The 22,114-nt window shown below is 65.0% G+C and carries 20 protein-coding genes and 3 tRNA genes; 10 read left to right on the top strand and 13 right to left on the bottom strand.

The annotated features are described in order from the left end of the window. Positions 1–70: 70 nt before the first annotated feature. Entirely contained in the window at positions 71–664 is a 594-nt protein-coding gene (locus tag FYJ68_RS03500) for an NUDIX hydrolase (protein WP_154434014.1), read from the bottom strand. 255 nt (positions 665–919) lie between these two features. Here FYJ68_RS03500 and FYJ68_RS03505 point away from each other — a divergent pair, with 255 nt between their 5' ends. The 4 genes from FYJ68_RS03505 to FYJ68_RS03520 are packed head-to-tail and all read left to right on the top strand — an operon-like array spanning position 920 to position 5,239. Further along, positions 920–1,480 (top strand): hypothetical protein, encoded by a 561-nt coding sequence (locus FYJ68_RS03505; protein ID WP_154434016.1) that lies wholly within the window; start codon positions 920–922, stop codon positions 1,478–1,480. A gap of 43 nt (positions 1,481–1,523) precedes the next feature. Continuing rightward, positions 1,524–2,231, top strand: coding sequence for a hypothetical protein (locus FYJ68_RS03510; RefSeq protein ID WP_154434018.1), 708 nt, complete (start codon positions 1,524–1,526; stop codon positions 2,229–2,231). Between the two features lies 1 nt (position 2,232). Then, positions 2,233–4,941: an InlB B-repeat-containing protein gene (locus FYJ68_RS03515; RefSeq protein WP_154434020.1), complete on the top strand. Its 2,709-nt coding sequence runs from the start codon at positions 2,233–2,235 to the stop codon at positions 4,939–4,941. Position 4,942: 1 nt separating this feature from the next. Further along, a complete protein-coding gene (locus tag FYJ68_RS03520; RefSeq protein ID WP_154434022.1) occupies positions 4,943–5,239 on the top strand; it encodes a hypothetical protein in 297 nt (98 codons plus the stop codon). 90 nt (positions 5,240–5,329) lie between these two features. Here FYJ68_RS03520 and FYJ68_RS03525 read toward each other — a convergent pair. The 3 genes from FYJ68_RS03525 to FYJ68_RS03535 form a co-directional block, all read right to left on the bottom strand. Then, positions 5,330–5,405 (bottom strand) — tRNA-Lys (locus FYJ68_RS03525). Positions 5,406–5,446: 41 nt separating this feature from the next. Further along, positions 5,447–5,522: transfer RNA gene (locus FYJ68_RS03530), tRNA-Lys, on the bottom strand. A gap of 15 nt (positions 5,523–5,537) precedes the next feature. Beyond that, positions 5,538–5,613 (bottom strand) — tRNA-His (locus FYJ68_RS03535). Between the two features lie 415 nt (positions 5,614–6,028). On the opposite strand from FYJ68_RS03535, the gene FYJ68_RS03540 reads away from it, so the two are divergent. The 4 genes from FYJ68_RS03540 (at position 6,029) to FYJ68_RS03555 (ending at position 10,100) form a co-directional block, all read left to right on the top strand. Further along, positions 6,029–6,598, top strand: a complete 570-nt coding sequence (locus FYJ68_RS03540) for a class B sortase (RefSeq protein ID WP_326832207.1) — start codon at positions 6,029–6,031, stop codon at positions 6,596–6,598. A 1,071-nt stretch (positions 6,599–7,669) separates the two neighbouring features. Continuing rightward, positions 7,670–8,569: a transporter substrate-binding domain-containing protein gene (locus FYJ68_RS03545; protein ID WP_154434026.1), complete on the top strand. Its 900-nt coding sequence runs from the start codon at positions 7,670–7,672 to the stop codon at positions 8,567–8,569. Between the two features lie 60 nt (positions 8,570–8,629). After that, positions 8,630–9,283 (top strand): amino acid ABC transporter permease, encoded by a 654-nt coding sequence (locus FYJ68_RS03550; protein WP_326832208.1) that lies wholly within the window; start codon positions 8,630–8,632, stop codon positions 9,281–9,283. Next, on the top strand, positions 9,276–10,100 hold the full coding sequence (locus tag FYJ68_RS03555) for an amino acid ABC transporter ATP-binding protein (RefSeq protein WP_154434028.1): 825 nt from the start codon (positions 9,276–9,278) through the stop codon (positions 10,098–10,100). The genes FYJ68_RS03550 and FYJ68_RS03555 overlap by 8 nt, the downstream gene beginning before the upstream one ends. An 89-nt stretch (positions 10,101–10,189) precedes the next feature. Here the strand turns inward: FYJ68_RS03555 and FYJ68_RS03560 are convergent, their stop codons facing one another. The 3 genes from FYJ68_RS03560 to FYJ68_RS03570 are packed head-to-tail and all read right to left on the bottom strand — an operon-like array spanning position 10,190 to position 13,734. Continuing rightward, positions 10,190–11,203, bottom strand: coding sequence for an aspartate-semialdehyde dehydrogenase (locus FYJ68_RS03560; protein ID WP_154434030.1), 1,014 nt, complete (start codon positions 11,201–11,203; stop codon positions 10,190–10,192). A 23-nt stretch (positions 11,204–11,226) separates the two neighbouring features. Continuing rightward, a complete protein-coding gene (locus FYJ68_RS03565) occupies positions 11,227–12,573 on the bottom strand; it encodes an aspartate kinase (protein ID WP_154434032.1) in 1,347 nt (448 codons plus the stop codon). Between the two features lie 6 nt (positions 12,574–12,579). Then, complete coding sequence (locus tag FYJ68_RS03570) at positions 12,580–13,734, bottom strand: homoserine dehydrogenase (protein ID WP_154434034.1); 1,155 nt, start codon at positions 13,732–13,734, stop codon at positions 12,580–12,582. 126 nt (positions 13,735–13,860) lie between these two features. Here FYJ68_RS03570 and thrC point away from each other — a divergent pair, with 126 nt between their 5' ends. Beyond that, positions 13,861–15,345: a threonine synthase gene (thrC, locus tag FYJ68_RS03575; protein ID WP_154434036.1), complete on the top strand. Its 1,485-nt coding sequence runs from the start codon at positions 13,861–13,863 to the stop codon at positions 15,343–15,345. After that, positions 15,342–16,244 (top strand): homoserine kinase, encoded by a 903-nt coding sequence (thrB, locus tag FYJ68_RS03580; protein ID WP_154434038.1) that lies wholly within the window; start codon positions 15,342–15,344, stop codon positions 16,242–16,244. The genes thrC and thrB overlap by 4 nt, the downstream gene beginning before the upstream one ends. A gap of 266 nt (positions 16,245–16,510) precedes the next feature. Here thrB and FYJ68_RS03585 read toward each other — a convergent pair whose 3' ends face one another. From FYJ68_RS03585 to FYJ68_RS03610, 6 genes are all read right to left on the bottom strand, one after another. Then, the gene (locus FYJ68_RS03585; RefSeq protein ID WP_154434040.1) at positions 16,511–17,221 is read right to left on the bottom strand and encodes an ABC transporter ATP-binding protein; all 711 of its coding nucleotides are present in this window, start codon (positions 17,219–17,221) and stop codon (positions 16,511–16,513) included. After that, positions 17,222–18,067, bottom strand: coding sequence for an ABC transporter ATP-binding protein (locus FYJ68_RS03590; RefSeq protein WP_154434042.1), 846 nt, complete (start codon positions 18,065–18,067; stop codon positions 17,222–17,224). Beyond that, positions 18,060–19,202, bottom strand: coding sequence for a branched-chain amino acid ABC transporter permease (locus tag FYJ68_RS03595; protein WP_154434044.1), 1,143 nt, complete (start codon positions 19,200–19,202; stop codon positions 18,060–18,062). The genes FYJ68_RS03590 and FYJ68_RS03595 overlap by 8 nt, the downstream gene beginning before the upstream one ends. 10 nt (positions 19,203–19,212) lie before the next feature. After that, positions 19,213–20,088 (bottom strand): branched-chain amino acid ABC transporter permease, encoded by an 876-nt coding sequence (locus FYJ68_RS03600; protein WP_154434046.1) that lies wholly within the window; start codon positions 20,086–20,088, stop codon positions 19,213–19,215. 123 nt (positions 20,089–20,211) lie between these two features. Beyond that, on the bottom strand, positions 20,212–21,417 hold the full coding sequence (locus FYJ68_RS03605) for an ABC transporter substrate-binding protein (protein ID WP_154434048.1): 1,206 nt from the start codon (positions 21,415–21,417) through the stop codon (positions 20,212–20,214). A 219-nt stretch (positions 21,418–21,636) separates the two neighbouring features. Further along, positions 21,637–22,113: a VanZ family protein gene (locus FYJ68_RS03610; protein WP_154434050.1), complete on the bottom strand. Its 477-nt coding sequence runs from the start codon at positions 22,111–22,113 to the stop codon at positions 21,637–21,639. Position 22,114: the final 1 nt, after the last annotated feature.

Consider the following 22,114-nt stretch of genomic DNA (forward strand, 5'->3'; position numbering starts at 1 on the left):
GATAGTCCAGCGGAGAACCTCGCCCCCCGTCGTTTGGGGGGGGGTGAGCCGCGGTGGAATGCTGCCCGCGTCACGCCAGGCCGCGGATGAGTGCCGCCTGCGCCGCGATGATGGTCTTGGAGTCGCAGATCAGACCCTCGAGTATGGCCTCGACCACGTCCCTCACGGGTATCCAGTGCACGTCCACGAGCTCGCCCTCGTCAGGATGCGCCGCGTGGGGAGAGAGGCCATGGGCCAGGTAGATGCACGTCGTCTCGCTGGTGAAACCCGGCGACCCCGCCGCGCGCGCAACGAGCTCGAGGCGCTCGGCGACGAGGCCAGTCTCCTCCCCCAGCTCGCGCGCCGCACAGTCCTCGGGGCTCTCCCCCTCCTCGCGTCTCCCCGCGGGAATCTCGAGCGTCACCGCACCCATGGCGAGGCGGTACTGCCTCACCAGGCACATGCGGCCATCGATGACGGCACAGACGCCGCAACCGCCGTGGTGCCAGGCAATCTCGCGCTCCCCCTCCGTCCCGTCGGGGAGCCTCACGCCCACGGTCTGGGCCTCGAAGACCCGCCCCATCCAGTGCGTGGCCGCCCCCGTGGGCACCTCTCTGAGACCCCCGTCGTCACGGAGGAGCTCCCGGATCGCCTTGATGCCATCGGATTCCCCAACTGCCGCCATGCCGTCCCCTCTCACCTGCCCCCGCAGGGGAACTGGCGGGCACCTCCCAGAAGTCGGGCTGGTCACTTGCAAAGTCCGCCACATCGTACCTGCAGGTTTTCGCAACCTATGCACAATCCCCGTGCGGGAAATATTTTTGGGCTGCCGGAGCACGCCCGTCGCTCGCCCACCATGGTATCAGTGCCGGTTCCAGACGAGCGGAGGTGATGGTCGCATGCACGTGCAGAGGGGACGTCTGGCCTGTGGGGTGGGCACGTGAGGCGCCCGGAGGTCCCACGCTCCACGTGGCTCACGCGGAGACGGGCATGCGTCCTCGCCCTCACGGCGGTCGCCGTGCTGGGCGTTGGCTGGGGCATGGCGGCGCTGCTCGGCGGGTGGGAGGACCCACTGGCCACGGAGGGCTCGTACGAGGGGCTCGTGCGCCCGGAGGTCACGAGGGAGGGCAAGGGCAAGGTGGACTCCTCCTCCATGGAGATCAGCTGCGCGGCGGCAATGAGGGTGCGCGAGGGCGAGACCACGGTGGAAGCGCGCCTGGAGAACCCCGCATCAAACCACGTGGACCAGCGGGTGCGCATCTACACCCGCGAGAGGCCCGACGACATCCTGTACCAGAGCGGGGCCCTGGCACCGGGCCAGACGATCGAGACCATCGAGCTCGCGCACCCGCTCGAGCTGGGCAGGCACGACGCGATCGTGGAGTTTCAAGGCTACGAGCGGCATCGCTCGCTCGTCTCAAACCAGGGAGAGCTGTTGGGCCACGACGCCTTTGGGGCATCCTGCGCAGCCGAGGTTCCCATCAGCTGCGTGGCCAAGTAGCGACCCGGCATCGGTGCCGGGCGACGACGCGAAGGGAGAGGCAATGTTCGTGCACAGACCAGATTCCATGGCGGCAAGGGTGGTCGCAGCGGGACTCGGCGTGGCGCTGGCCGCGAGCCCCGTGGCGGCGATGGCGGAGACGCCACACGGCACCGAGGGCAAGCCAGGCGAGTCGTACGGCCAGACGCAGCTGATGGTACGCGCCGACGGCACCGACCTCACCACGCCGGAGGGCGAGAACAAAGAGCTCGACCAGGTGCGCGTCACCATCCCCGTGAAGATCGACTTCGTGGCCAAGTCCGACGGAGAGCTGAAGGGGCCAGGGGACGGCGTGGTCAAGTTCTCCAACAACTCCACGATGCCGGTGCACGTTGCGAGCGCCAAGGTCACGAGCTCGGAGGGCACGCGCATCACGACTGCGGAGGAGGAGCGCGCGGCGGAGGCCAAGGGCGAGGCCGACGTCATCCACCTGGGACTCACCAACTCCAGGGGCGACGCGATCGACCTCGGCGGCTACACGGGCGACGGGGGCGCCCTCAAGGAGGGAGCGTGGGACATCGCCCGCTCCCCACAGCAGGACGGGAAGAAGCGGGAGACGGACTCGGTGAACAAGCTCTATCTCAACAAGCTGGGAGGAAGGATCTCGGGGTTTGGCAAGCTCGACCCCGCCAGGGAGACGCAGGTGGGCCAGATCCACTGGACGGTCAGGCCGGGCCTGGCGAAGGCTGCCAACGGGGGAGGCGGCGCCTGACATGAACCCAAGGAGAAGGAGGAGACGCCGCTGGTGGGGCCGTGCGAGGCTAGCCGAGCCCGCGCGAGTGGCGGCTGCATGCGCCGTCTCGGCGACCATTGCCGCGGGATGCGCCCCTGCCGCCGCAGCGTGCGCCGGGGTCGGGGCGACTCAGGAGGGGGATGCGGGGCAGGTGCGCCTCCTGTACGTGGACTCCCAGGGCCAGACGCTCGCGACCCAGGACTCGAGGGAGGGGACGTCCGCTCCGCTCGCGGGGACCTCGGCTGCGAGCGAGAGGGGCCTGGCCCTCCAGGGATGGACGGCAAGGGAGGCCGGCGGCGTGGTCATCCCCGCGGACGCAACGCTGGACGGGACGCTCGCCCGCTGGGACCGGGATGCCAACGGAACCGTCTCTGAGGGCGAGGGACTGGAGCTTCTCGGCCTCTCCCCCAACGGGACGGTGACCCTCGAGGCATGGGGCGTTCCCGAGGAGGAAACCGAGGCGGACGAGGCGACGGACGAGGACGAGGCACCCTCTGCTTCCCAGGATGCCGAGGTCGAGCCGGAGACTGAAGACGAAGCCGAGAAACCCGCGGAGCCAACGGAGGGGGCCGGCGGGGATGAGCCTGGGCGTACCTCTCCCCCAACGGAGCAGCCGGGACCGAAACCGGAGCAAAAGGCAGAGGAGACTCGGGAGAAGGCAAAAGCAAAGGGGAACGGAGCAACGACGCAGCAGGAGCCTCCCAAGGAGAGGGAGCAAGCCAAGGTGAAGGAGCGCGGGAGGTCCGAATCCGAAAAGACAGAGGGGACACGGGACGAGAACCAAAGCGATGAGACGGACGGTCACAGCGGCATCGTCGCTTCCGCGATTCGGGCAGTGGGCGACACGGTCGGGCGCGTCGCCGAGGAGTTCCGACACCCCACAATCTCCTACGACCTGTTCTACTCCGACGCCAAGGGACACAGCGGCTGGACGGGATTCAAGAACCCCGTCACGAACAACAACCAGGGCGGCCCCGAGTTCTCCGCGCTCACAAAGGACGTGAAGGAGAAGGTCGGGGACGTGTTCGACTGCGCGAACGCAGGCCTCAATGCGATCAGAATCAAGCTGACGGGAGGGTCGGAGTCCGACGGGAAGATCGAGTACAAGCTCCAGTACCGCGACGGGTCCACGAGCGAGTGGAAGAGCAACGGAGAGGTCTCGGGGAGCAAGGGAGACAAGAGGGGATGGGCGACCGGCGTCATCCTCAGGCTCACCGGCCCCATCACGGACCACTACCGGCTCCTCTACAACGTCCACGGGCTCAACCAGAGGGACAAGGACGGAAACGACACCCAGGGCAAGGCCGTGAACGGCGGACCGGCAACCCACAACGGGGCCGCGGTGGACGGCCTGCGCCTGCGCCTCTTCGTCAACGAGCACGACGTGACCTTCAAGAGCGGCCTTACCGGCAGGCTAATCGAGAAGCAGAAGGTCCAGTACCACTCGGATGCCAGGCCGCCCAAGCCTCCCGAGGAGAAGGGGCACACATTCGAGAGATGGGTGGGTGACTACCAGCCCATCCTCAGGGACACCGAGGTGGTCGCCCGCTACCGGGAGCACTCGTACACGATCAGGTTCGAGGGCAACGGCGCCGACTCGGGCAGCATGGCGCCGATGACCCTCAGGTACACGGAGTCGCGAAGGCTCCCGGCAAACGAGTTCAGGAAGAAGGGCTACAAGTTCCTCGGCTGGCAGAGGAAGGGTAGCGGCATCCGGCTCTCGGACCAGAAGCAGGTCCAGGGGCTCTGCGAGGGAGACGGGGAGGTGATCACGTTGCAGGCGATCTGGGCCGTCGGCTTCCACACGCTGACCGTGGACCCAAACGGCGGAAGCTGGATGGGATCGACCGAGCCCAGCGCCATCAAACTCGGTGACGCCGAGACGTACAAGCTCGAGCAGCCCATGTGGGCTGGCCACACCTTCACGAAATGGAAGTGCAACCAAAGGGACGCGATGTTCGACGGAACCACCATCACGATGGGAACCAAGGACGTCCGCCTCACGGCGGAATGGGACACGAACACTTACCAGGTCAAGTTCGACCCCAACGCGAGCGACGTAAGGGGCAAGGTCGACGACCTCGAGGCGACGTACGGCGAGGACCTGCAGCTGCCAAAGGACGGCTTCACGCGCCAGACGCACGTGCTCGCGGGGTGGAACACCAAGGCCGACGGCACGGGGACGCGCTATGACCTTGGGGACACGGTCAAGAACCTGACGGAGAAGAACGGTGAGACGGTGACGCTCTACGCACAATGGGAGCCGCGACAGATCGACGTCGTGGTGCCCGTCTCCATTGGCTACGTGGCCTCGTCCGATGGAACGCTGAGCGGACCGGAAAACGACATGGTTGCCATCGAGAACCGCAGCGAGATGCCGATCCACGTGAGCAGGATCGAGACAGTGGCGGAGGAGGGCCTGAGCCTCACGGCGGGAGAGCCCGACCTGGGGCAGATCGAGCTGAGCATGACGCCCGGCACGGGAACCCCCGTGAGCCTGGCCACCTACTCGGAGGGCGGATGCAGCCCCGAGAGGCCGGCGGACTGGACCCTTGGGGCGAGCTCCGACCTGTTCCTCAACGACCTGCGGGGCAAGATGGGCGACCTCTCCTCGTACGTGAGGGAGGCACCGGTCGGCACGGTCAAGTGGACCTTTGCAGTGGGTTCCGGATCAGAGGGGAGCTCGTGAGATGAGAAGGGACGAGTCCGTCTGCGCCGTGGCGCTGGCGTCGGCGATGGCGCTGGCGCTCTCCCCCGCCGTGACGGCACATGCGGAGGGGGAGTCGCACGGAGACACGGCGCTGAACATTTCTGGCAGTGAGCAGGAGGAGAAGGTCGAGACGGAAAAGGAGGGAAAGCCCGCCCGCGGAGGAGGGTCCAGTGCTAGGCGAATGCCCCAAACGGGCGTTGGTCCGGACGCCATCATCCTCATGGGCTGCGGAGCGGCGACGATGGCGCTGGGAATGCTCACGGGGAGAGAAACGTAGCGACAGCCCGGATACTCCTGGGTGTGCTTGGCGCGAGGTGGAAGCCTATAAAAAAGGCCGGCGAGTCTCCTCGCCGGCCTTGGCTTCACGTGGTGGGTCGTGAGGGGGTCGAACCCTCGACCTTGGGATTAAGAGTCCCCTGCTCTACCAACTGAGCTAACGACCCAAAAAGAAACCGACGAGGTTCTCGCCGGTCTTGAGTGCACATGGTGGGTCGTGAGGGGGTCGAACCCTCGACCTTGGGATTAAGAGTCCCCTGCTCTACCAACTGAGCTAACGACCCATATACGGTTGTAAATGGGGTGGGTAGAGGGGCTCGAACCCTCGACCTACGGAGCCACGGTCCGTCGCTCTGCCAACTGAGCTACACCCACCATTTGGCCCACCCGCAACGCGCTTGTCTATAATGCCCAAAACCCCTGGGTCTTGCAAGCGAGAATTCAAAATTTTCTGCAATCCGACTGCAACTTCTGGGGAAGACAACCATAACGGGCACTCCTACCTGCGCAGTCGCTGTTCAGCAACTCGTGTGGAGGACGTTTCATGAAGCTGAAGAGAAGAGGACGCGCTCACCACAGGAAGAGGCGAAACCGGAAATGGGGGCGACGTCCGAATCGGGTTCCGCCCATACGGACAGTGCTCGGGGGCATCCTGGTGTGCGTCGGCCTCTGCATGCTCGCGGCGGGAGCAACACTCGTCACGCCTCAGCTCTGCGAAATCCCTGTTGGTCTAGCTCGGGCGCGGGTGGTCCGCGAGCCAGGAGCATCGACCCCGGGCGCCTCGGCGGGAGTGTCCTGGCAGCGGGTGAGCGAGACGTGCCCCAACGCGGTTGCCTGGCTCGAGGTCCCGGGGGCAGGAATCGACCTTCCCGTCATGCGGCCTACTCCCGAGGACCCGGGTTACTACCTCACGCACTCCGCGGGGGGCTTGCCCTCCCCCGCAGGCGCCCCCTTCATGCCATGCGAGTCTAGCCCGGACAACACCCACGTGGTGGTGTACGGACACAACCTTGCCGGGACGGGAGCAATGTTCTCTCCCCTCAGGACCTGCCACGAGCAGGGGGAGTTCGTGGATGTGCTTGCAGGGGGCGCACGATGGACGACTTCGGTCGGGGCGACGTCGTTCCACCCGCTCTGCGCATCCGTCGTGGGAAGCGATGACGAGGAGGTGCAACGTACATACTTTTCCGACGAGGGTGAGCTGCGGGAGTGGCTCCGATCGAGAGTCGCCTCGTCCACAGCCGTCGCGGGAGACGCCCAGACATGGGTCGCAACCGCCCAGAGGGCGCTCACGCTCGTGACTTGCAGCTCCACGACTCCTGGGCAGCCAACCCGCACCGTCGTGACATTCGTGACGTGAGGTGCCTGGTTGCGTCCTCCCCGTCTCCATGGGTAATCGCGGGAGGGGCTGACTCGTTCATCAAGACCGGCTGTCTCCTCCAACCGGGAAGGGCTGAAACCCTGGGGGGCCACAAGTCCCCGACAGATCAAGCCTGAGAACGGAGATGGGTTTGCCCCCTGCCCCGTGGTCAGCCCCGGTAGCAAACTCCTTGATGTGGGAGCTCGTCCGAAAAGCCTGCCGCCAATCGGAATGATATTCAGATTGGATTGAAACCATTACGCTCATGTCAGGGAATCGATAGCCAAGGAATTGGGGGGTCGTTCCCCTCTCGCACAGCCCGCCCTTCCACGAGACAGGCCCTCGTCGTTCACCCCTTCGAGCGCTGCTCATTCCGAGGATTGCGCGAGGCGTCGGCTGAATCCTGCTTCGACAGCCCGGTTGGCAAGAAACTCCCGTTGTGAGCACACATTTCGGTCCCCCACTGCCAGAGCAGTCGGTCGACCGAGCGCCACCCCCAGTTTGATTGCATCAAACATTAATCTTTTGCGGCAAACTCCCGAAGTGAGTACTCATAAGGGGAGTCTCTTGCCATTAGGCCCGCCGATTCCTTCCGAGCGGCAGCAACTTCCCGATATGTGCACTCACATCGGGAGGCTGTCGCCACGTGTCGGTAGACTGCCGCCTCGTGCGAGCCCCCCACCTGGGGGATCGTCAAGTGGGTCTGGCCCGCGCGGGCTCCCCTCCCGCGGAAAAGCGCTCATATAGGGACTTGGCTGCCACCCAACCCCATGGGCGGGCGACTCTTCGCTGCGCGCGACCGAGTCCGCAGGGAACCCGTTTGCCACCTGGCGCGTTGAACCTCTCTCTCGAGGGAGTGCCATCCCGCAGTGGGCCGCGCCACCCCCCTCCTTGACTTCTGGAATTCCTCCAGCTGCAATTGCCCCAAGGGCACCCTGGTTGACACCCTTGAGTCGATTCGGATAATCCCGCTCCCCCAACCTTGAACGCGCCCAGTGCTGGGGATACACTTACTCCATCGCGCTAAAGTGCCCTCGATTCCTACTCCGTAGGAGAAGTGGAGATTCCGACATGACTCGCACTAGCCTCACGATCGATCGCCGCGGGTTCCTCAAGGCGTCCGCAATCCTGTTCTCGTCCGCAGCGATTGGCCTCTCCACCGGCTGCGGAAGCACCCCAGGCTCCTCATCCAGCAAGGACTCATCTTCGAGCGACAGCAGCGCCTCTGGTCTCGCGGCGTTTGATGGCAACTTCATCATCGGCTTTGACCAGGACTTCCCGCCCTACGGTTACGTGGGAGACGACGGCAACTACACCGGCTTCGACCTGGATCTGGCAAAGGCGGTCTGCGACATCGAGGGGTGGACCTACTCCCCCAACCCCATCTCGTGGGACGCCAAGGACGGCTTGCTCAACAGCGGCCAGATCACCTGCATCTGGAACGGCTTCACCATCGAGGGGCGCGAGGACGACTATGCCTTCACCGACGCGTACATGGAGAACCGCCAGGTCGTGGTTGTTCGCAGCGACTCGGGAATCTCGTCCCTCGCCGACCTCAAGGGCAAGAACGTGATCACCCAAACTGACTCCGCCGCCTACAACCTGCTGAGCTCCGGCGGCTCCCAGGAGGAGCTTGGCAAGACCTTTGCCCAGCTCCAGACCATTGGAGACTACAACACGGCCTTCATGATGCTCCAGAACGGGTCCGTCGATGCCATCGCCGTGGACTACCCGGTGGCAACCTACAACATCGGGAGCGACACCTCTAAGTACACGATCCTGGACGAGGCACTCAACTCCGAGCACTTTGGAGTGGGCTTCGCCAAGACCGACGAGGGCCGTGCCCTGGCAAAGCAGGTCGAGGCAGACCTCCAGAAGCTCGACGAGCAGGGCAAGGTCAAGGAGCTGTGCGAGAAGTACGCCGACCAGGGCGTCTCGTACGACCTCTGGTGCCTGCCTAAGGCGAAGTAGTCAGCTCGGGCAAGACAGGCAGGCCCCTCGGGGCCGCAATCTGACAAGGGGCGGTGGGACGTGGAGATCTCCACGATGCTTGGCATGCTCATGCGGGGGTACGGCGTATCCCTGCAGATATTCTTCGTGACGCTCCTGGGGGCGCTTCCCCTGGGCGTCATCCTGGCGCTGGGGCGGCTCTCGCGCTTCAAGCCGCTCTCGGGGCTCGTGGCCCTGTACATCTCGGTAATGCGCGGCACCCCGCTCATGCTCCAGATGTTCGCGGTCTTCTTCGCGCCCTTCTACATCTTTGGCATCAGGACAGGCTCCGGCTACATGTACACGGCGGTCATGATCTCGTTCGTGCTCAACTACGCCGCCTACTTCGCCGAGATATACCGCTCCGGCATCCAGAGCATGCCGCGCGGGCAGTACGAGGCGGCCGAGGTCCTGGGCTACAGCGCGCCCCAGACCTTCTTCCACGTGATCCTCCCCCAGGTGGTGAAGCGCATCCTCCCCGCCATGGGCAACGAGGTCGTCACGCTCGTGAAGGACACGTCGCTGGCGTTCTCCATCGGCCTGGCGGAGATGTTCACGCAGAGCAGGGCGCTCGTGGCGTCGCAGAGGAGCATGGTCCCCTTCGCCCTTGCCGCCCTCATCTACTGGGTCACCTGCCTGGTCATAGAGTTCCTGCTCAGGCGTGCCGAGAGGAGGCTCTCCTACTACCATGACTAACCGTTCGAGGATCTCGATACCGCGTCCCGACCAGAGCTTCGCGTCGTTTGCCGGCCTTCCCGCCGTGTACGTGCACGGAGCCACCAAGTCGTTTGGCGACCGCCAGGTGCTCAGGGGCATCGACCTGATCATCAACAAGGGCGAGGTCGTCTCGATCATCGGCCCCTCGGGCGCGGGCAAGTCAACGCTCCTGCGCTGCCTCACTCTGCTTGACCGCTTTGACGGCGGCACGCTCGCCTACGGCGACGTCGTGGTCGCCAAGCCCGCTAGCGACGGGTCGGGCATCGAGTACGACCGCGAGTCCATCCCCCAGGCGCGCATGCGCTTTGGCATCGTGTTCCAGGACTACAACCTGTTCCCGCACCGGACGGTGCTCCAGAACGTCACCGACGCCCCCATCATCGTGCAGCACCGTGACCGCGCCAAGACAGAGGTCGAGGGCCGCGAGCTGCTGGGGAGGCTAGGCCTGGCGGAACACGCCGACAAGGTCCCATGCCAGCTCTCGGGCGGCCAGCAGCAGCGCGTCGCCATCGCGCGTGCCCTGGCAATGCACCCCAAGGTCATCTACTTCGACGAGGCCACGAGCGCGCTGGACCCTCGTCTGACAGCCCAGATGCACGACCTCGTGCGAGAGCTGGCGAGAGGGGGCATGGCCGTTGGCATCGTGACCCACGAGATGGGCTTTGCCCGAGACGTGAGCGACCGCGTGGCCTTCCTCTTCGACGGCGAGATCGCCGAGGAGGGCACCCCGGAGGAGGTGCTGGGCAACCCGTCCGATCCGCGCACCCGCGCCTTCCTCGCAAGGGCGGAGGACTGAGCCGCTGGCAGCCGGCGGGATGGGTCGCGACAAGAGAAGGGGGTCCGGCGTCAGCCGGGCCCCCTTCGCGTTTGCCTCGTGTCTCTCGCCTAGACCAGGTACTCGGCAATCTGCACGGCATTGGTGGCGGCACCCTTGCGGATCTGGTCGCCGCAGCACCAGAACGTGAGGGAGCTGACTCCTTCCGGCGCCGAGAGGTCGCGACGGATGCGCCCGACGTAGACCAGGTCCTGGTCGCTGGTGTCGAGCGGCATGGGGTACGACAGCGTGGCCGGATCGTCCACGACCTTGACCCCGGGTGCCGCCGCAAGGATCTCGCGAGCCTGGTCGGGCGTGAGGGGGCGATCGAACTCGCAGGTAATGGACTCGGAGTGCGAGCGCATGACGGGGACGCGCACGCAGGTGCAGTTAACGCGGACCTCGGGAAGGTGCATGATCTTGCGGCCCTCGTTCTGCATCTTCCACTCCTCCGAGGTGTAGCCCTCGTCCTTGAAGGAGCCGATCTGCGGGATGAGGTTCGCCGCAAGCTGGTAGGCGAAGGGCGAGGTGTCGCCCATCTCTCCCCCGTTTGCCAGGACCGAGGTCTCGCGCTGCAGCTCGCGCAGACCGGGCATGCCGGCGCCGGAGGCGGCCTGGTAGGTGGAGACGATCATCCTCCTAAGCCCGGCGGCCTTGTGGAGCGGGTAGGTGGGCACCAGGCCGATGATCGTGGCGCAGTTGGGGTTGGCGATGATGTTGCGGGGGTGGTTGGCGATGTCGCCCGCGTTGATCTCGGGCACCACCAGCGGCACGTCGGGATCGAGCCTGAAGGCGTGGCTGTTGTCCACGCACACGGCGCCGCGAGCGGCGGCCTCGGGGAGAAGCGCCTTTGCGATGTCGTCGCCGGCCGCGCCGAGGACGATGTCGACCCCCTCGAACGCCTCGGGGCGGGCCTCCTGAATGGCGACCTCCTCGCCCCTGAAGGTCAGGGTCTTGCCCGCGGAGCGGGCGCTTGCCAGCGGGACGAGGCGCGAGACGGGGAAGTCCCGCTCCTCCAGGCACTGGAGCATCTGCGTGCCGACGACACCGGTGGCTCCGAGGATTGCGACGACCTTCTCACTCATGAGAAACCTCCTGTTTCGTGTGCCTACGCGAGGGCCTTGGTCGGGATCTGGACCATCTCGCCGGCAACGAAGTTGTCGTAGATGACGTTGATGGCGCGGTCGAAGTCGGCGTTGTTGACACCGACGATGATGCTGATCTCCTGCGAGCTCTGGGTGATCATGCGGATGTTGATGCCCGCCTCGCCCAGGCAGCCGAAGATGCGGCCCGAGGTGCCGGCGCGCCGGCTCATGTTGCGGCCGACCACGCTGATCAGCGCCAGGCTGTCGATCACGTTGATGCTGTCGGGCTTGAGCTCCTGCTGCAGGTCGTTGACGATGGAGTAGATGCTGTCCTTGACGTCGGACCCATTGACCACGACGCCAAACGAGTCGACGCCCGTGGGGATGTGCTCGATGCTCACGCCGTAGCGCTCGAAGACCGAGAGGGCGCGGCGCAGGAAGCCAACTTGGTTGGACATGTGGGCCTTCTGCACGTGCACGGCCATGAAGTCGCGCTTGCCAGCGATGCCGGTGATGAGGTGCTCCTGCTCGTGCTCCTCGGCCGTCTCGCGGATGATGGTCCCCTTGGCGTCGGGGTCGTTGGTGTTCTTGATCTGGATGGGGATGTTGGCCTCGCGGACGGGGAAGATGGCCTCCTCCTGCAGGACGGACGCGCCCATGTACGAGAGCTCGCGCATCTCGTCGAAGGTGATGCGGTGGATGGAGCGGGGGTTCTTGACCACGCGTGGGTCGGCCGCGAGAAAGCCCGAGACGTCCGTCCAGTTCTCGTACACGCCGGCGTCGATGCAGCGCGCGAGAATGGCGCCCGTGATGTCACCGCCGCCGCGCTGGAACAGCTTGATGGTTCCGTCCACGGTGGCGCCGTAGAAGCCGGGAAGCACGAACGAGCCCAGGCGGGCGACCGCGTCGCGCACGCGGGTCTGGGTGCGCTCCATGTCCACGGTGCCGTCGTGGTGGAACACGATGGCGTCGGCGGCGTCGAGGAACGGCAGGCCTAGGTACTCGGCCATGAGCTGGCCCGTGAACCACTCGCCGCGCGAGACGATGTACTCGGGGCTCAGGCTCTGGATGACCGAGGAGAACTCCTCGAACTTCTCCGCAATGGGGTACTTGAGGCCCAGCTCCTGCGCGATCTGGACGTAGCGCTGCTCGATGGACTCGAGCAGCGAGCTGCAGTCGACGTGGTACTGGATGTGCGCGTTCACCAGCAGGAGCAGGTCGGTGATCTTGTTGTCACCCGAGAACCGCTTTCCAGAGGCGGAGACGACCACGAACCGACGGTCGGGGTCCGCCTTGACGATGGAGCGCACCTTCTTGAACTGGGCTGCGTCTGCGACGCTGGACCCACCAAACTTTGCAACCTTGATCATGCTGCCCTAGTCCTCCCGCGCGATCGCAGCCATGAAGCTGCTTGGATCCTGGTCGAGGACGTTCACGAACGCCTCGTGCGCCTTCTCGGCCGTGATCCCGCGGAGCAGGAACGCCCTGTCGCCGCCAACGAACTCGAAGTCCTCGGCGTAGGGCTCGCTGTCCTCCACGTACGAGCTGGTGCGGATGACGTAGTCGCTCGTAAGGAGCGTGGGGTCGTACTGCTTGGGGGTGTCGATGTCGTAGTGCGGGACCCTGCCCTCGGAGAAGTCCAGGATGTCCTGCACGATGGCGTTGCCCGTGGGGAGCGAGCCGGCGCCCTGGCCGTAGAACTTGAGCTCGCCCACGGTGGTGCCCACGAGGGTGCAGAGGTTGAAGTTGGAGGGCACGTTGGCCTCGAGCGACCTCAGGGGGACCGCCACTGGCTCGACGGCGGCGGCGTAGCGCCCGTCGCCCTGCACGGCGCGGCCGAGCAGCTTGACGGAGAGCCCGCGCGACTCGAAGAGGTCCAGGTCCGCCTTGGTGAGCGTGCGGATGCCGGTCACGGGGATGGAGCCGGTGCACGTGGTGTCAAACGCCACGCTCGAGGCGATGATGGTCTTGTTGCGCACGTCGATGCCGTCGATGTCGGCGGACGGGTCGCGCTCTGCGTAGCCCAGGCGCTGCGCCTCGGCCAGGACCACGTCGAAGTCGGCGCCCTCGCGCACCATGGCGTCCACGATGTAGTTGGTGGTCCCGTTCATGATGCCCGAGATGGACGAGATGTCGTCGATCCTGCGCGCCTTGAGGATGCTCGCGATCCAAGGGATGCCGCCGCCGCACGTGGCCTCGATGTACAGCCCGGCGTGCGAGAAGTTGGCCTGGCTCACGAACTCGCCAAAGTGCTCCGCGACGACGGCCTTGTTGGAGGTGACCACGCTCTTGCCCGCCGAGAGGGCGTCCATGATGAAGGTGTGCGCGGGCTCGATGCCGCCCATGCACTCGACGACCAGCGAGATCTCCGGGTCGTCGACGATGTCCTGGAAGTTGGACGTCATGCGGGGGTCGGTGAGGCGGTCGGGCAGCTCGAGGATGCGCGACACCTCCACGCCCTCCACGCGCTCGGTCACGATACGGTCGACGCCGCGGCCCACGACGCCGTGGCCCAAGATCGCAATCTTCATGCTCTCCCTATCTTTCCACTGTGTGACGGGCCGGGGACCCGCCACGCCCAAAGGCTATGATACGAACCAAAGTGCAGGACCATACTCGTCGGGCGCGACGGCCCCGAGGCAAGGAGCACCACTTTGATGAACATGTTGTATCACAGCACGCGCGACTGCTCTAATCCCGTAACAAGCAAGCAAGCAATACTGCAGGGCATCGCCCCGGACGGCGGCCTCTACGTGTCGGACGGGCTGGGCCAGGCGAGGGTGGACCTCCCCTCCGTCTGCCAGGAGGGCTACCAGGCGACTGCGCGCAGGGTCCTCTCGACCCTCCTCACCGACTACACCGAGGACGAGATCGCGTCCTGCGTTGCGGGGGCCTACGGGGACAACTTCGACTCCCCGCTGGTAACGCCCCTCTCGCCCGTGGGCAAGGACTGGCTCCTTGAGCTCTACCACGGCCCCACCTGCGCGTTTAAGGACGTCGCGCTGCAGATGCTCCCCCGCCTGATGTCGGTCGCGCGCGGGTCTGACGGCCGCCACGTGATGATCGTGACCGCCACCTCGGGCGACACGGGCAAGGCGGCCCTCGCCGGCTTCGCGGGCGTCGACGGCTGCGGAGTCACGGTCTTCTACCCCGAGGGCAAGGTGTCCGACATCCAGCACCTGCAGATGGTGACGCAGGAGGGTGGCAACGTCGCCGTGTGCGCGATTCGCGGCACCTTCGACGACGCCCAGACCCAGGTCAAGCGCATCTTTGCCGACCGCGGGCTCGCCGGCCGCCTGGCCAAGGGCGGCGTGGTCCTCTCCAGCGCCAACTCAATCAATGTGGGCAGGCTTGCCCCGCAGGTCACCTACTACTTCAGCGCCTACGCGCAGCTGGTGGGCACCGGCGCCATTGTGGAGGGCGACGAGGTCGACTTCGTGGTCCCCACCGGCAACTTCGGCGACATCCTGGCGGGCTACTACGCCAAGCGCATGGGGCTCCCAGTGGGCAGGCTGGTCGTGGCGTCCAACGCCAACAACGTCCTCACCGACTTCATCACGACCGGCACCTACGACCGCAGGCGCGAGTTCCTCAAGACCATCTCGCCCTCCATGGACATCCTGGTTTCGTCCAACCTGGAGCGAATGCTCTACTACCTCACCGACGGGGACTGCGAGCGCGTTGCCTCCCTCATGGCTGACCTGAGGGAGAAGGGCTCCTACTCCATCGGAGACGGGCTGCTGGGCAAGCTGCGCGAGACCTTTGACTGCGGCTTCGCGGACGACGACGAGACGCGCCAGACGATCCGCTCCACGTGGGAGGGCGACCACCGGCTGATCGACCCTCACACAGCCGTCGCCAAGACGGTGCTGGACAGGATCCCCCGCGAGGGACGCCAGCGCGTGTGCCTCTCGACCGCCAACCCGTACAAGTTCTCCGCCGACGTCCTCGGCGCCCTTGGTGGCAACGTGGAGGGTCGCGACGGCTTCGCGTGCATGGACGCGCTCCAGGAGCTCACGGGCATCGCCGCCCCCGCCCAGCTCTCCGAGCTGAGGGACAAGGCCGTGCTGCACCCCGACGTGTGCGACCGAGACCAGATGGCTGCGTTCGTCGAGGGCGCGTGCCAGCGGGTGTTCGCATGAGCGGAGCGCGCAAGGCCGTCGTGAGCGTCCCCGCGACCTCCGCAAACGTGGGCGTGGGGTACGACTGCCTGGGCATAGCGCTGGACCTCAGGGCAACCTTCACCTTTGAGGAGTCCGACGGGCTCGTGATTGACGGCTGCCTTGAGAAGTTCCGCGGCGAGGACAACCTTGCCTGGACAAGCTACCTCGAGGCCTGCCGCCGCATGTACCGCGAGCCCAGGCCAATGCACCTCACCATAGACTCGCCCATCCCGCTCTCGGGCGGGCTGGGGTCAAGCTCCACCTGTGTGGTCGCGGGCGTGGTGGCGGCACAGCTGCTCAACGGCGACGGCTTTGATCCCCAGGCGGCCCTCAACGTGGCGACCTTCCTGGAGGGTCACCCCGACAACGTCGCCCCCGCCATCATGGGCGGCCTGGTGAGCTCCTTCTCGGACGGCAGGGACACGCGCTCCCTGCGCTTTGACGTCGCGGACGGCATCTCGTTCGTCGCCATCGCCCCGCCCTACGAGGTGAGGACGGCGGACGCCCGCAAGGTCATGCCCGAGAGCGTGTCCACCGAGACCTGCGTGTGGCAGGTGGGCCATGCCGTGGCGACGGTACAGGCCCTCCAGTCGGGCGACTGCGACCTCCTCGCGGCGGCCTGCCAGGACCGTCTGCACGAGCCCTTTCGCGCGCGCCTGATCCCCGACTACGAGCCGCTCAGGCGCACCGCCCTCGCCGCGGGCGCCGCCGCATTCCTCATCAGCGGCTCCGGCTCCACGATGCTCGCAGTCTGCGACGGCGACGAGGGAGCGAGGCGCGTCGCCAACGCCGTCAACAACATGGTCGAGAACCATATCGACGGGCTGTGGGTCCGGGTCCTGGGATGCAGCCCCAAAGGCGTGACGTTCGAGGTCTAGCCTTCTACATGACCCGCACATTGCAACGGTCCCCGAATGGCTCGGGGGCCGCTTTCCTTTTCGCTGGGGAGAGGTCACGCTTCCACGTCGCAGCACCACCGCACGGGTGTGGCGGAGAACCGCACCTGGTAGGTGACATGGGAGAGCCCGGTCTGTAAACTCCTCTCTCCCCCATTCAACGTGAATGGAACGCACGTCTCGCCTGACACTAATACGGGCCCCGCTCTGGCGAACGGGGCCCGATTAGTAACCCTTTACCACAAGCGTTACCCGCCCAGGTAGGCCTTCCTCACGTCGTCGTCGTGCAGCAGCTCCTGGCCAGTGCCCGTCTTGGTGATGGTGCCGGTCTCGAGGACGTAGCCGCGGTCCGCGATGGAGAGCGCCATGGACGCGTTCTGCTCAACCAGCAGGATGGTCGTCCCCTGTTCGTTGAGCTCCTTGACGATGTCGAAGATCTCCTGTACCAGGATGGGCGCCAGGCCCATGGACGGCTCGTCCAGCATCAGCAGCTGAGGACGGCTCATGAGGGCGCGACCCATGGCGAGCATCTGCTGCTCGCCACCGGACATGGTGCCCGCGGACTGCCCCATGCGCTCCTTCAGGCGCGGGAAGCGCTCGTACACGCGCTCCATGGTCTCCTGGTTTTCGGCGTCGCTCCTGGTGTAGCCGCCCATCTCCAGGTTCTCCTCAACGCTCATCTGCGTGAAGACGCGCCTGCCCTCGGGGCACAGAGCGATGCCCATCGAGACGATCTTGTGGGGCTTGATGCCTATGAGGCTCTCGCCCTTGAACTTGACCTCGCCCGACTCGGGCTTGAGCAGGCCGGCGATGGTGTTGAGGGTCGTGGACTTGCCCGCGCCGTTGGCGCCGATGAGGGTGACGATCTCGCCCTCGGAGATGTCGAAGGAGATGCCCTTGACGGCCTTGATGGCGCCATACGAGACGCGAAGGTCCTTGACGGAGAGAATCGTCCCCATCTACTTCACCTCCTGCTTGCCGAGGTATGCCTCGATGACCCTCGGGTCGTTCTGGATCTCCTCGGGAGTGCCCTTTGCGATGATCTTGCCGTAGTCCAGCACGGCGACGACCTCGCACACGCCCATGACGAGCTTCATGTCGTGCTCGATCAGGAGCACCGCAAGGTGGAACTCGTCGCGGATCCTGAGGATGTTCTCCATCAGGTCCTCGGTCTCGTTGGGGTTCATGCCAGCAGCGGGCTCGTCGAGCAGCAGCACCTTGGGGTGCGTGCCGAGCGCTCGCAAAATCTCGAGGCGGCGCTGCTCGCCGTACGGGAGGTTGCCCGCCTTGGTGTTGGCGAACCTCTCCATGCCAAAGAAGCTCAGGAGCTCCATGGCCTGGTCGTGAAACTCCCGCTCCTGCTTCCAGTGCTTGGGAGTGCGGAAGATGTCGTCCACCAGGCGCGTGGACATGGAGTTGCCGAGACCCACCAAGACATTCTGCTCCACGGTCATCTGGCTGAAGAGGCGGATGTTCTGGAAGGTGCGTGCGATGCCCATCTTGTTGACCTGCACCATGCTCTTGCCCGCGGTGTCGATGCCGTCGAGCAGGATCGTGCCACGCGTGGGCTTGTACACGTTGGTGAGCAGGTTGAAGATCGTGGTCTTGCCCGCTCCGTTGGGGCCGATGATGCCGCTGATCTCGCTTCGGCCCATTGCGATGTTGAAGTCGTCGACGGCGGTGAGGCCACCGAAGTCGATACCCAGGTGCTCCGCCTGGAGGACGGGAATCGTACCCAGGTCCCTCTCGGGGATGAGGTTGGGGGACTCCATCTGAACCACGACGCCATGGCGGTTGTTAGGCATTGGCCTCCACCTCCTCGCTCTTCTGCTTGGACTTCCCGCGGAACAGCTCGCCGTTGATGAGCTTCTCCAGGAAGTCGCCCATGGAGAAGTCGTAGGTGCCGAGCAGGCCCTGCGGGCGGAAGATCATGACCAGGATCAGGACCACGGCGTAGACGACCATGCGGTAGTCCGCAAAGGCACGCAGCGCCTCGGGCAGAATGGTGAGGACCGTGGCGGAGAGGACCGAGCCCAGCATGGAGCCCATGCCGCCCAGGACGACCATGACCAGGATCTCGATGGACTTCATGAAACCGAACTTTGCGGGGGCCATGACGCCGATGCACCCGGCGTAGAGCGCTCCACCGACGCCGGCGAAGAAGGCGGACACCACGAAGGCGAGCGTCTTGTAGTAGGTGGTGTTGACGCCCGTGGCCTCGGCGGCGATCTCGTTGTCGCGGATGGCGAGGATGGCCCTGCCGTGGCGAGACTTCATCATGGTGTGAATCAGGAAGAGGACGATGCCCACCACGATGAAGGTGTTGAGGAAGTTGGTGTAGCTGGGGATGCCGGTGAGGCCCTTGGCACCGCCGGTGAGCTCGAAGCCCACCACGCCGTCGATGTTGAGCATCACCACGCGGATGATCTCGGCAAAGCCGAGTGTGATGATCGCCAGGTAGTCGCCCTTCAGGCGCAGTGCCGGGATGCCGATGATGAGGCCGCTCAGGCCCGCCATCAGGCCGCCGAACAGCACGCCCACGACGAAGAGCACCACCGCCATGGGTTCGCCCGTGACGAACGAGCGCATGTTGAGGTCGAAGACCGGCATCATGCGGATGATGAAGATAGCGCACGAGTAGCCACCCACCGACATGAAGCCGGCATGGCCAAGGGGCAGCTGCCCCAGGTAGCCCGTCGCCACGTTGAGCGAGACCGCCATGATGATGTAGATGCCGATCTGCTCGATGACCGTGGTCTGGTAGCGGCTGATAAAGTCGCCATCGATCAGCCCCTGCCCAATTGCGAGCATCGCCACAAAGAGGAGCGCGTTGATGATGTAGCGCTTCTTGGTGGAGAGGGTCTTTCGTCCACCGCCGTGCTTCGACGCCTTGGCGGTGACGTACGGCCGCTCCTGTCCCCCATTGAGTTCTTGGTCCATCGTGCCTCCCCTAAACCTTCTCGTTCATGGTGCGCCCGAGGATGCCCGTGGGCTTCACGATCAGAACGATGATGAGCAGAAGGAACACCACGGCGTCGCGCCAGACGGAGAAGCCCATGGCGGACACGAAGACCTCGGCGAAGCCAACCAGCAAGCCGCCGATCACGGCTCCGGGGATTGAGCCGATGCCACCAAGGACCGCGGCGACGAACGCCTTGGTGCCCAGCATGATGCCCATGGTGGGCGTGGCCTGGGTGTAGGCCATGCTGTAGAGCACGGCGCCGATGCCCGCGAGCGCGGAGCCCACCGCAAAGGTGAACGAGATGGTGTTGTTGACGTTGATGCCCATCAGACGGGCTGCGCCCATGTCCTCCGAGACGGCGCGCATGGCCTTGCCGAACTTGGTCTTCTGCACCAGGAGCGTGAGGATGATGGTCGAGACAGCCGTCACCACGACGGTGAGGATGGCGACACCGTTGAAGGTTGCCCCGCCAACCTGCGGGTTGGGCAGGTTAAAGTAGGTCGGGACGACCTTTGCGTCCGCGCCAAACACCAGCTGCGCGCCGTTCTCGAGGAAGTACGAAACGCCGATGGCCGTGATTAGGACCGAGAGGCGCGGTGCGTTCCTCAGCGGCGCGTAGGCGACCTTGTCAATGAGGACGCCCAGGACCGTGCACCCCACAACGGAGAGGATGATCGCAAGGACGGGCGACATGCCCAGCTGAGCCATCACGATCCAGGATATGTACGCGCCGACCATGATGATGTCGCCGTGTGCGAAGTTGAGCAGCAGGATGATGCCGTACACCATCGTGTAGCCCAGTGCGACGAGCGCGTAGATGCTGCCCAGCTGCAAGCCGTTGAGCACCTGCGTCAAGAACGTCATGGCACACACTTCCTTTCTTCGTCTTGCGGGGGCGCGTGCTAGATACCCCCTATGCGCAAGGGCGCCGGGGAGACTCTCGCGCCCCCGGCGCCCTAGGGCATTCCTACTTTGAGAGTGCCACCACTAGCTGGCCTCGATGGTGTCGAACACGCTCTCCTTGCCATCCTTGAAGGTGATGACCAGGGTCGGCTTCACGGGGTCGCCGGTGCCGTCGTACTTGATGGTGCCCGTGACGCCGTCGACGGAGCCGGACGAAATGGCGTCGATGATGGCCTGCTTGTAGTCGTCGTCGGAGGGCTTGTACTTGCCGTCCTTCTCGACCTGCTCGATGGCGGTCATAACGACCATGGCGGCGTCGTAGCCCAGCGCGCAGAAGTTGGAGGGGTCTGCGTTGTACTCGGCCTTGTAGTCCTTGATGAACTGCTGGACCTTCTCGTCGTCGTTGTTGACGGTGAAGGAGCAGTCATAGTAGCAACCCTCAAGGTCGGCGGCGCTGGCATAGTCCTGGTCTCCGCCCACGATGTTGGACCAGCCATCGGCACCAAGGAAGACGCCCTTGTAGCCCAGCTGACGGGCCTGGGTCACGATCTTGCCGTCGTCCTGGTAGTAGTTGGGGCAGAAGATGCAATCGGGGTTGCCGGAGATGATCGTGGTCAGCTGCGCCTTGAAGTCGGTGTCGCCGGCGGAGTAGCCCTGCGGGTCAGCGACGGACGAAAGGCCCTTGGACTTGGCCTCCTTGACGAAGGCATCCTTGACGCCGACCTCGTAGTCTCCGCCGGAGTTGAAGATGGCACCGTAGGTCTTGTAACCCTGCTTGGCCGCGAAGTCGGCCATGAGCTTGCCCTGGTAGGGGTCGGTGATACAGGCGCGGAAGGCATTCTTGCCGTACTTGATGAAGTCGGCTGCGGTCGCGGACGCCGAGACCAGCGGCATGTTGTCGTTCACGGACGCCTGCGCCACAGCGATGGATGGGGTGGAGGTCACGTCGCCGATGATGGCGACGACGCCATCCTCGACCATCTTGTCGTAGACGTTCTTGGCCTCGGTGGCGTCACCCTTCTCGTCCTGGGTGTCGAGGTCGATCTTCTTGTTGTTGATGCCGCCCTTGTCGTTGAGCTGCTTCACGTAGAGCTGAGCGCCGTTGCGGACCGCGAGGCCGTACTGAGCCACGTCACCGGAGTAGGGGCCCATCAGGCCGACCTTGATGCTGGAGTCGTCGCTAGAGGAGGACCCACCACCGCAGGCGGTTAGAATGGATGCACCACCCAGACCCGCAGCAGCGATGCCACTCAGCTTGACGAAGTTACGCCTGCTCATAGCGTTTGCCATTGTTCACCCTCCCTGGGCTAGACTTCCTGGGCCGCCCCGTGGCGACCTCTCAACGGGTACTCTAGACGCAAGCTGAAGGGCGTGCCCTCAGAACGGGCATCGTTTTCAAGCTCGTAACACATTCGACAACTTTTTATGATGTTGCCTCATCTGGCGTTTTGACGTGCCATTTCTTCCACAATCAATACCAGGCCGCAAGCTTCCGGGCAATAAATGATTTCATCGCCTCGTAATCTTGGAGATGACGAGCGACAAGGCCGCTCCAAACGCCACGCCACTGAGGTCCAACAGGACGTCGGTGACCCGTCCGCTCCTGCCAGGCACGAACAGCTGGATCGTCTCGTCCACCACGGGGACCAGGCACACGAGCAGGACTATGAGCCGGGTCGCGGCGCGCGACCTGGTCCTCATCGCATTGGAGAGACGCCACCCAAAGATTCCCAGGACGGCGTACTCAATGAAGTGCGCCATCTTGCGCACCAGGAAGGTGCGGTCGCTCCAGCTGGTAACGCCCATGGCACCCAGCAGGTCCATGATTGGTTTGAGGCGAGCGAAGAAGTCACTCTCGCCCGAGGAGGCGGTCCCGTCCCTCAGAGAGTGCCCCCAGATGAAGGCCATCCACAGGCACAGGACCAGGGCTCGGAGCGAAACTGATGGCTTTCCGCCCGCCTTGCCCCCGCGCCTCTCAAACGGCATG

It is taken from the genome of Olsenella porci (assembly GCF_009695875.1).
Classification (GTDB): Bacteria; Actinomycetota; Coriobacteriia; order Coriobacteriales; family Atopobiaceae; genus Olsenella_H; species Olsenella_H porci.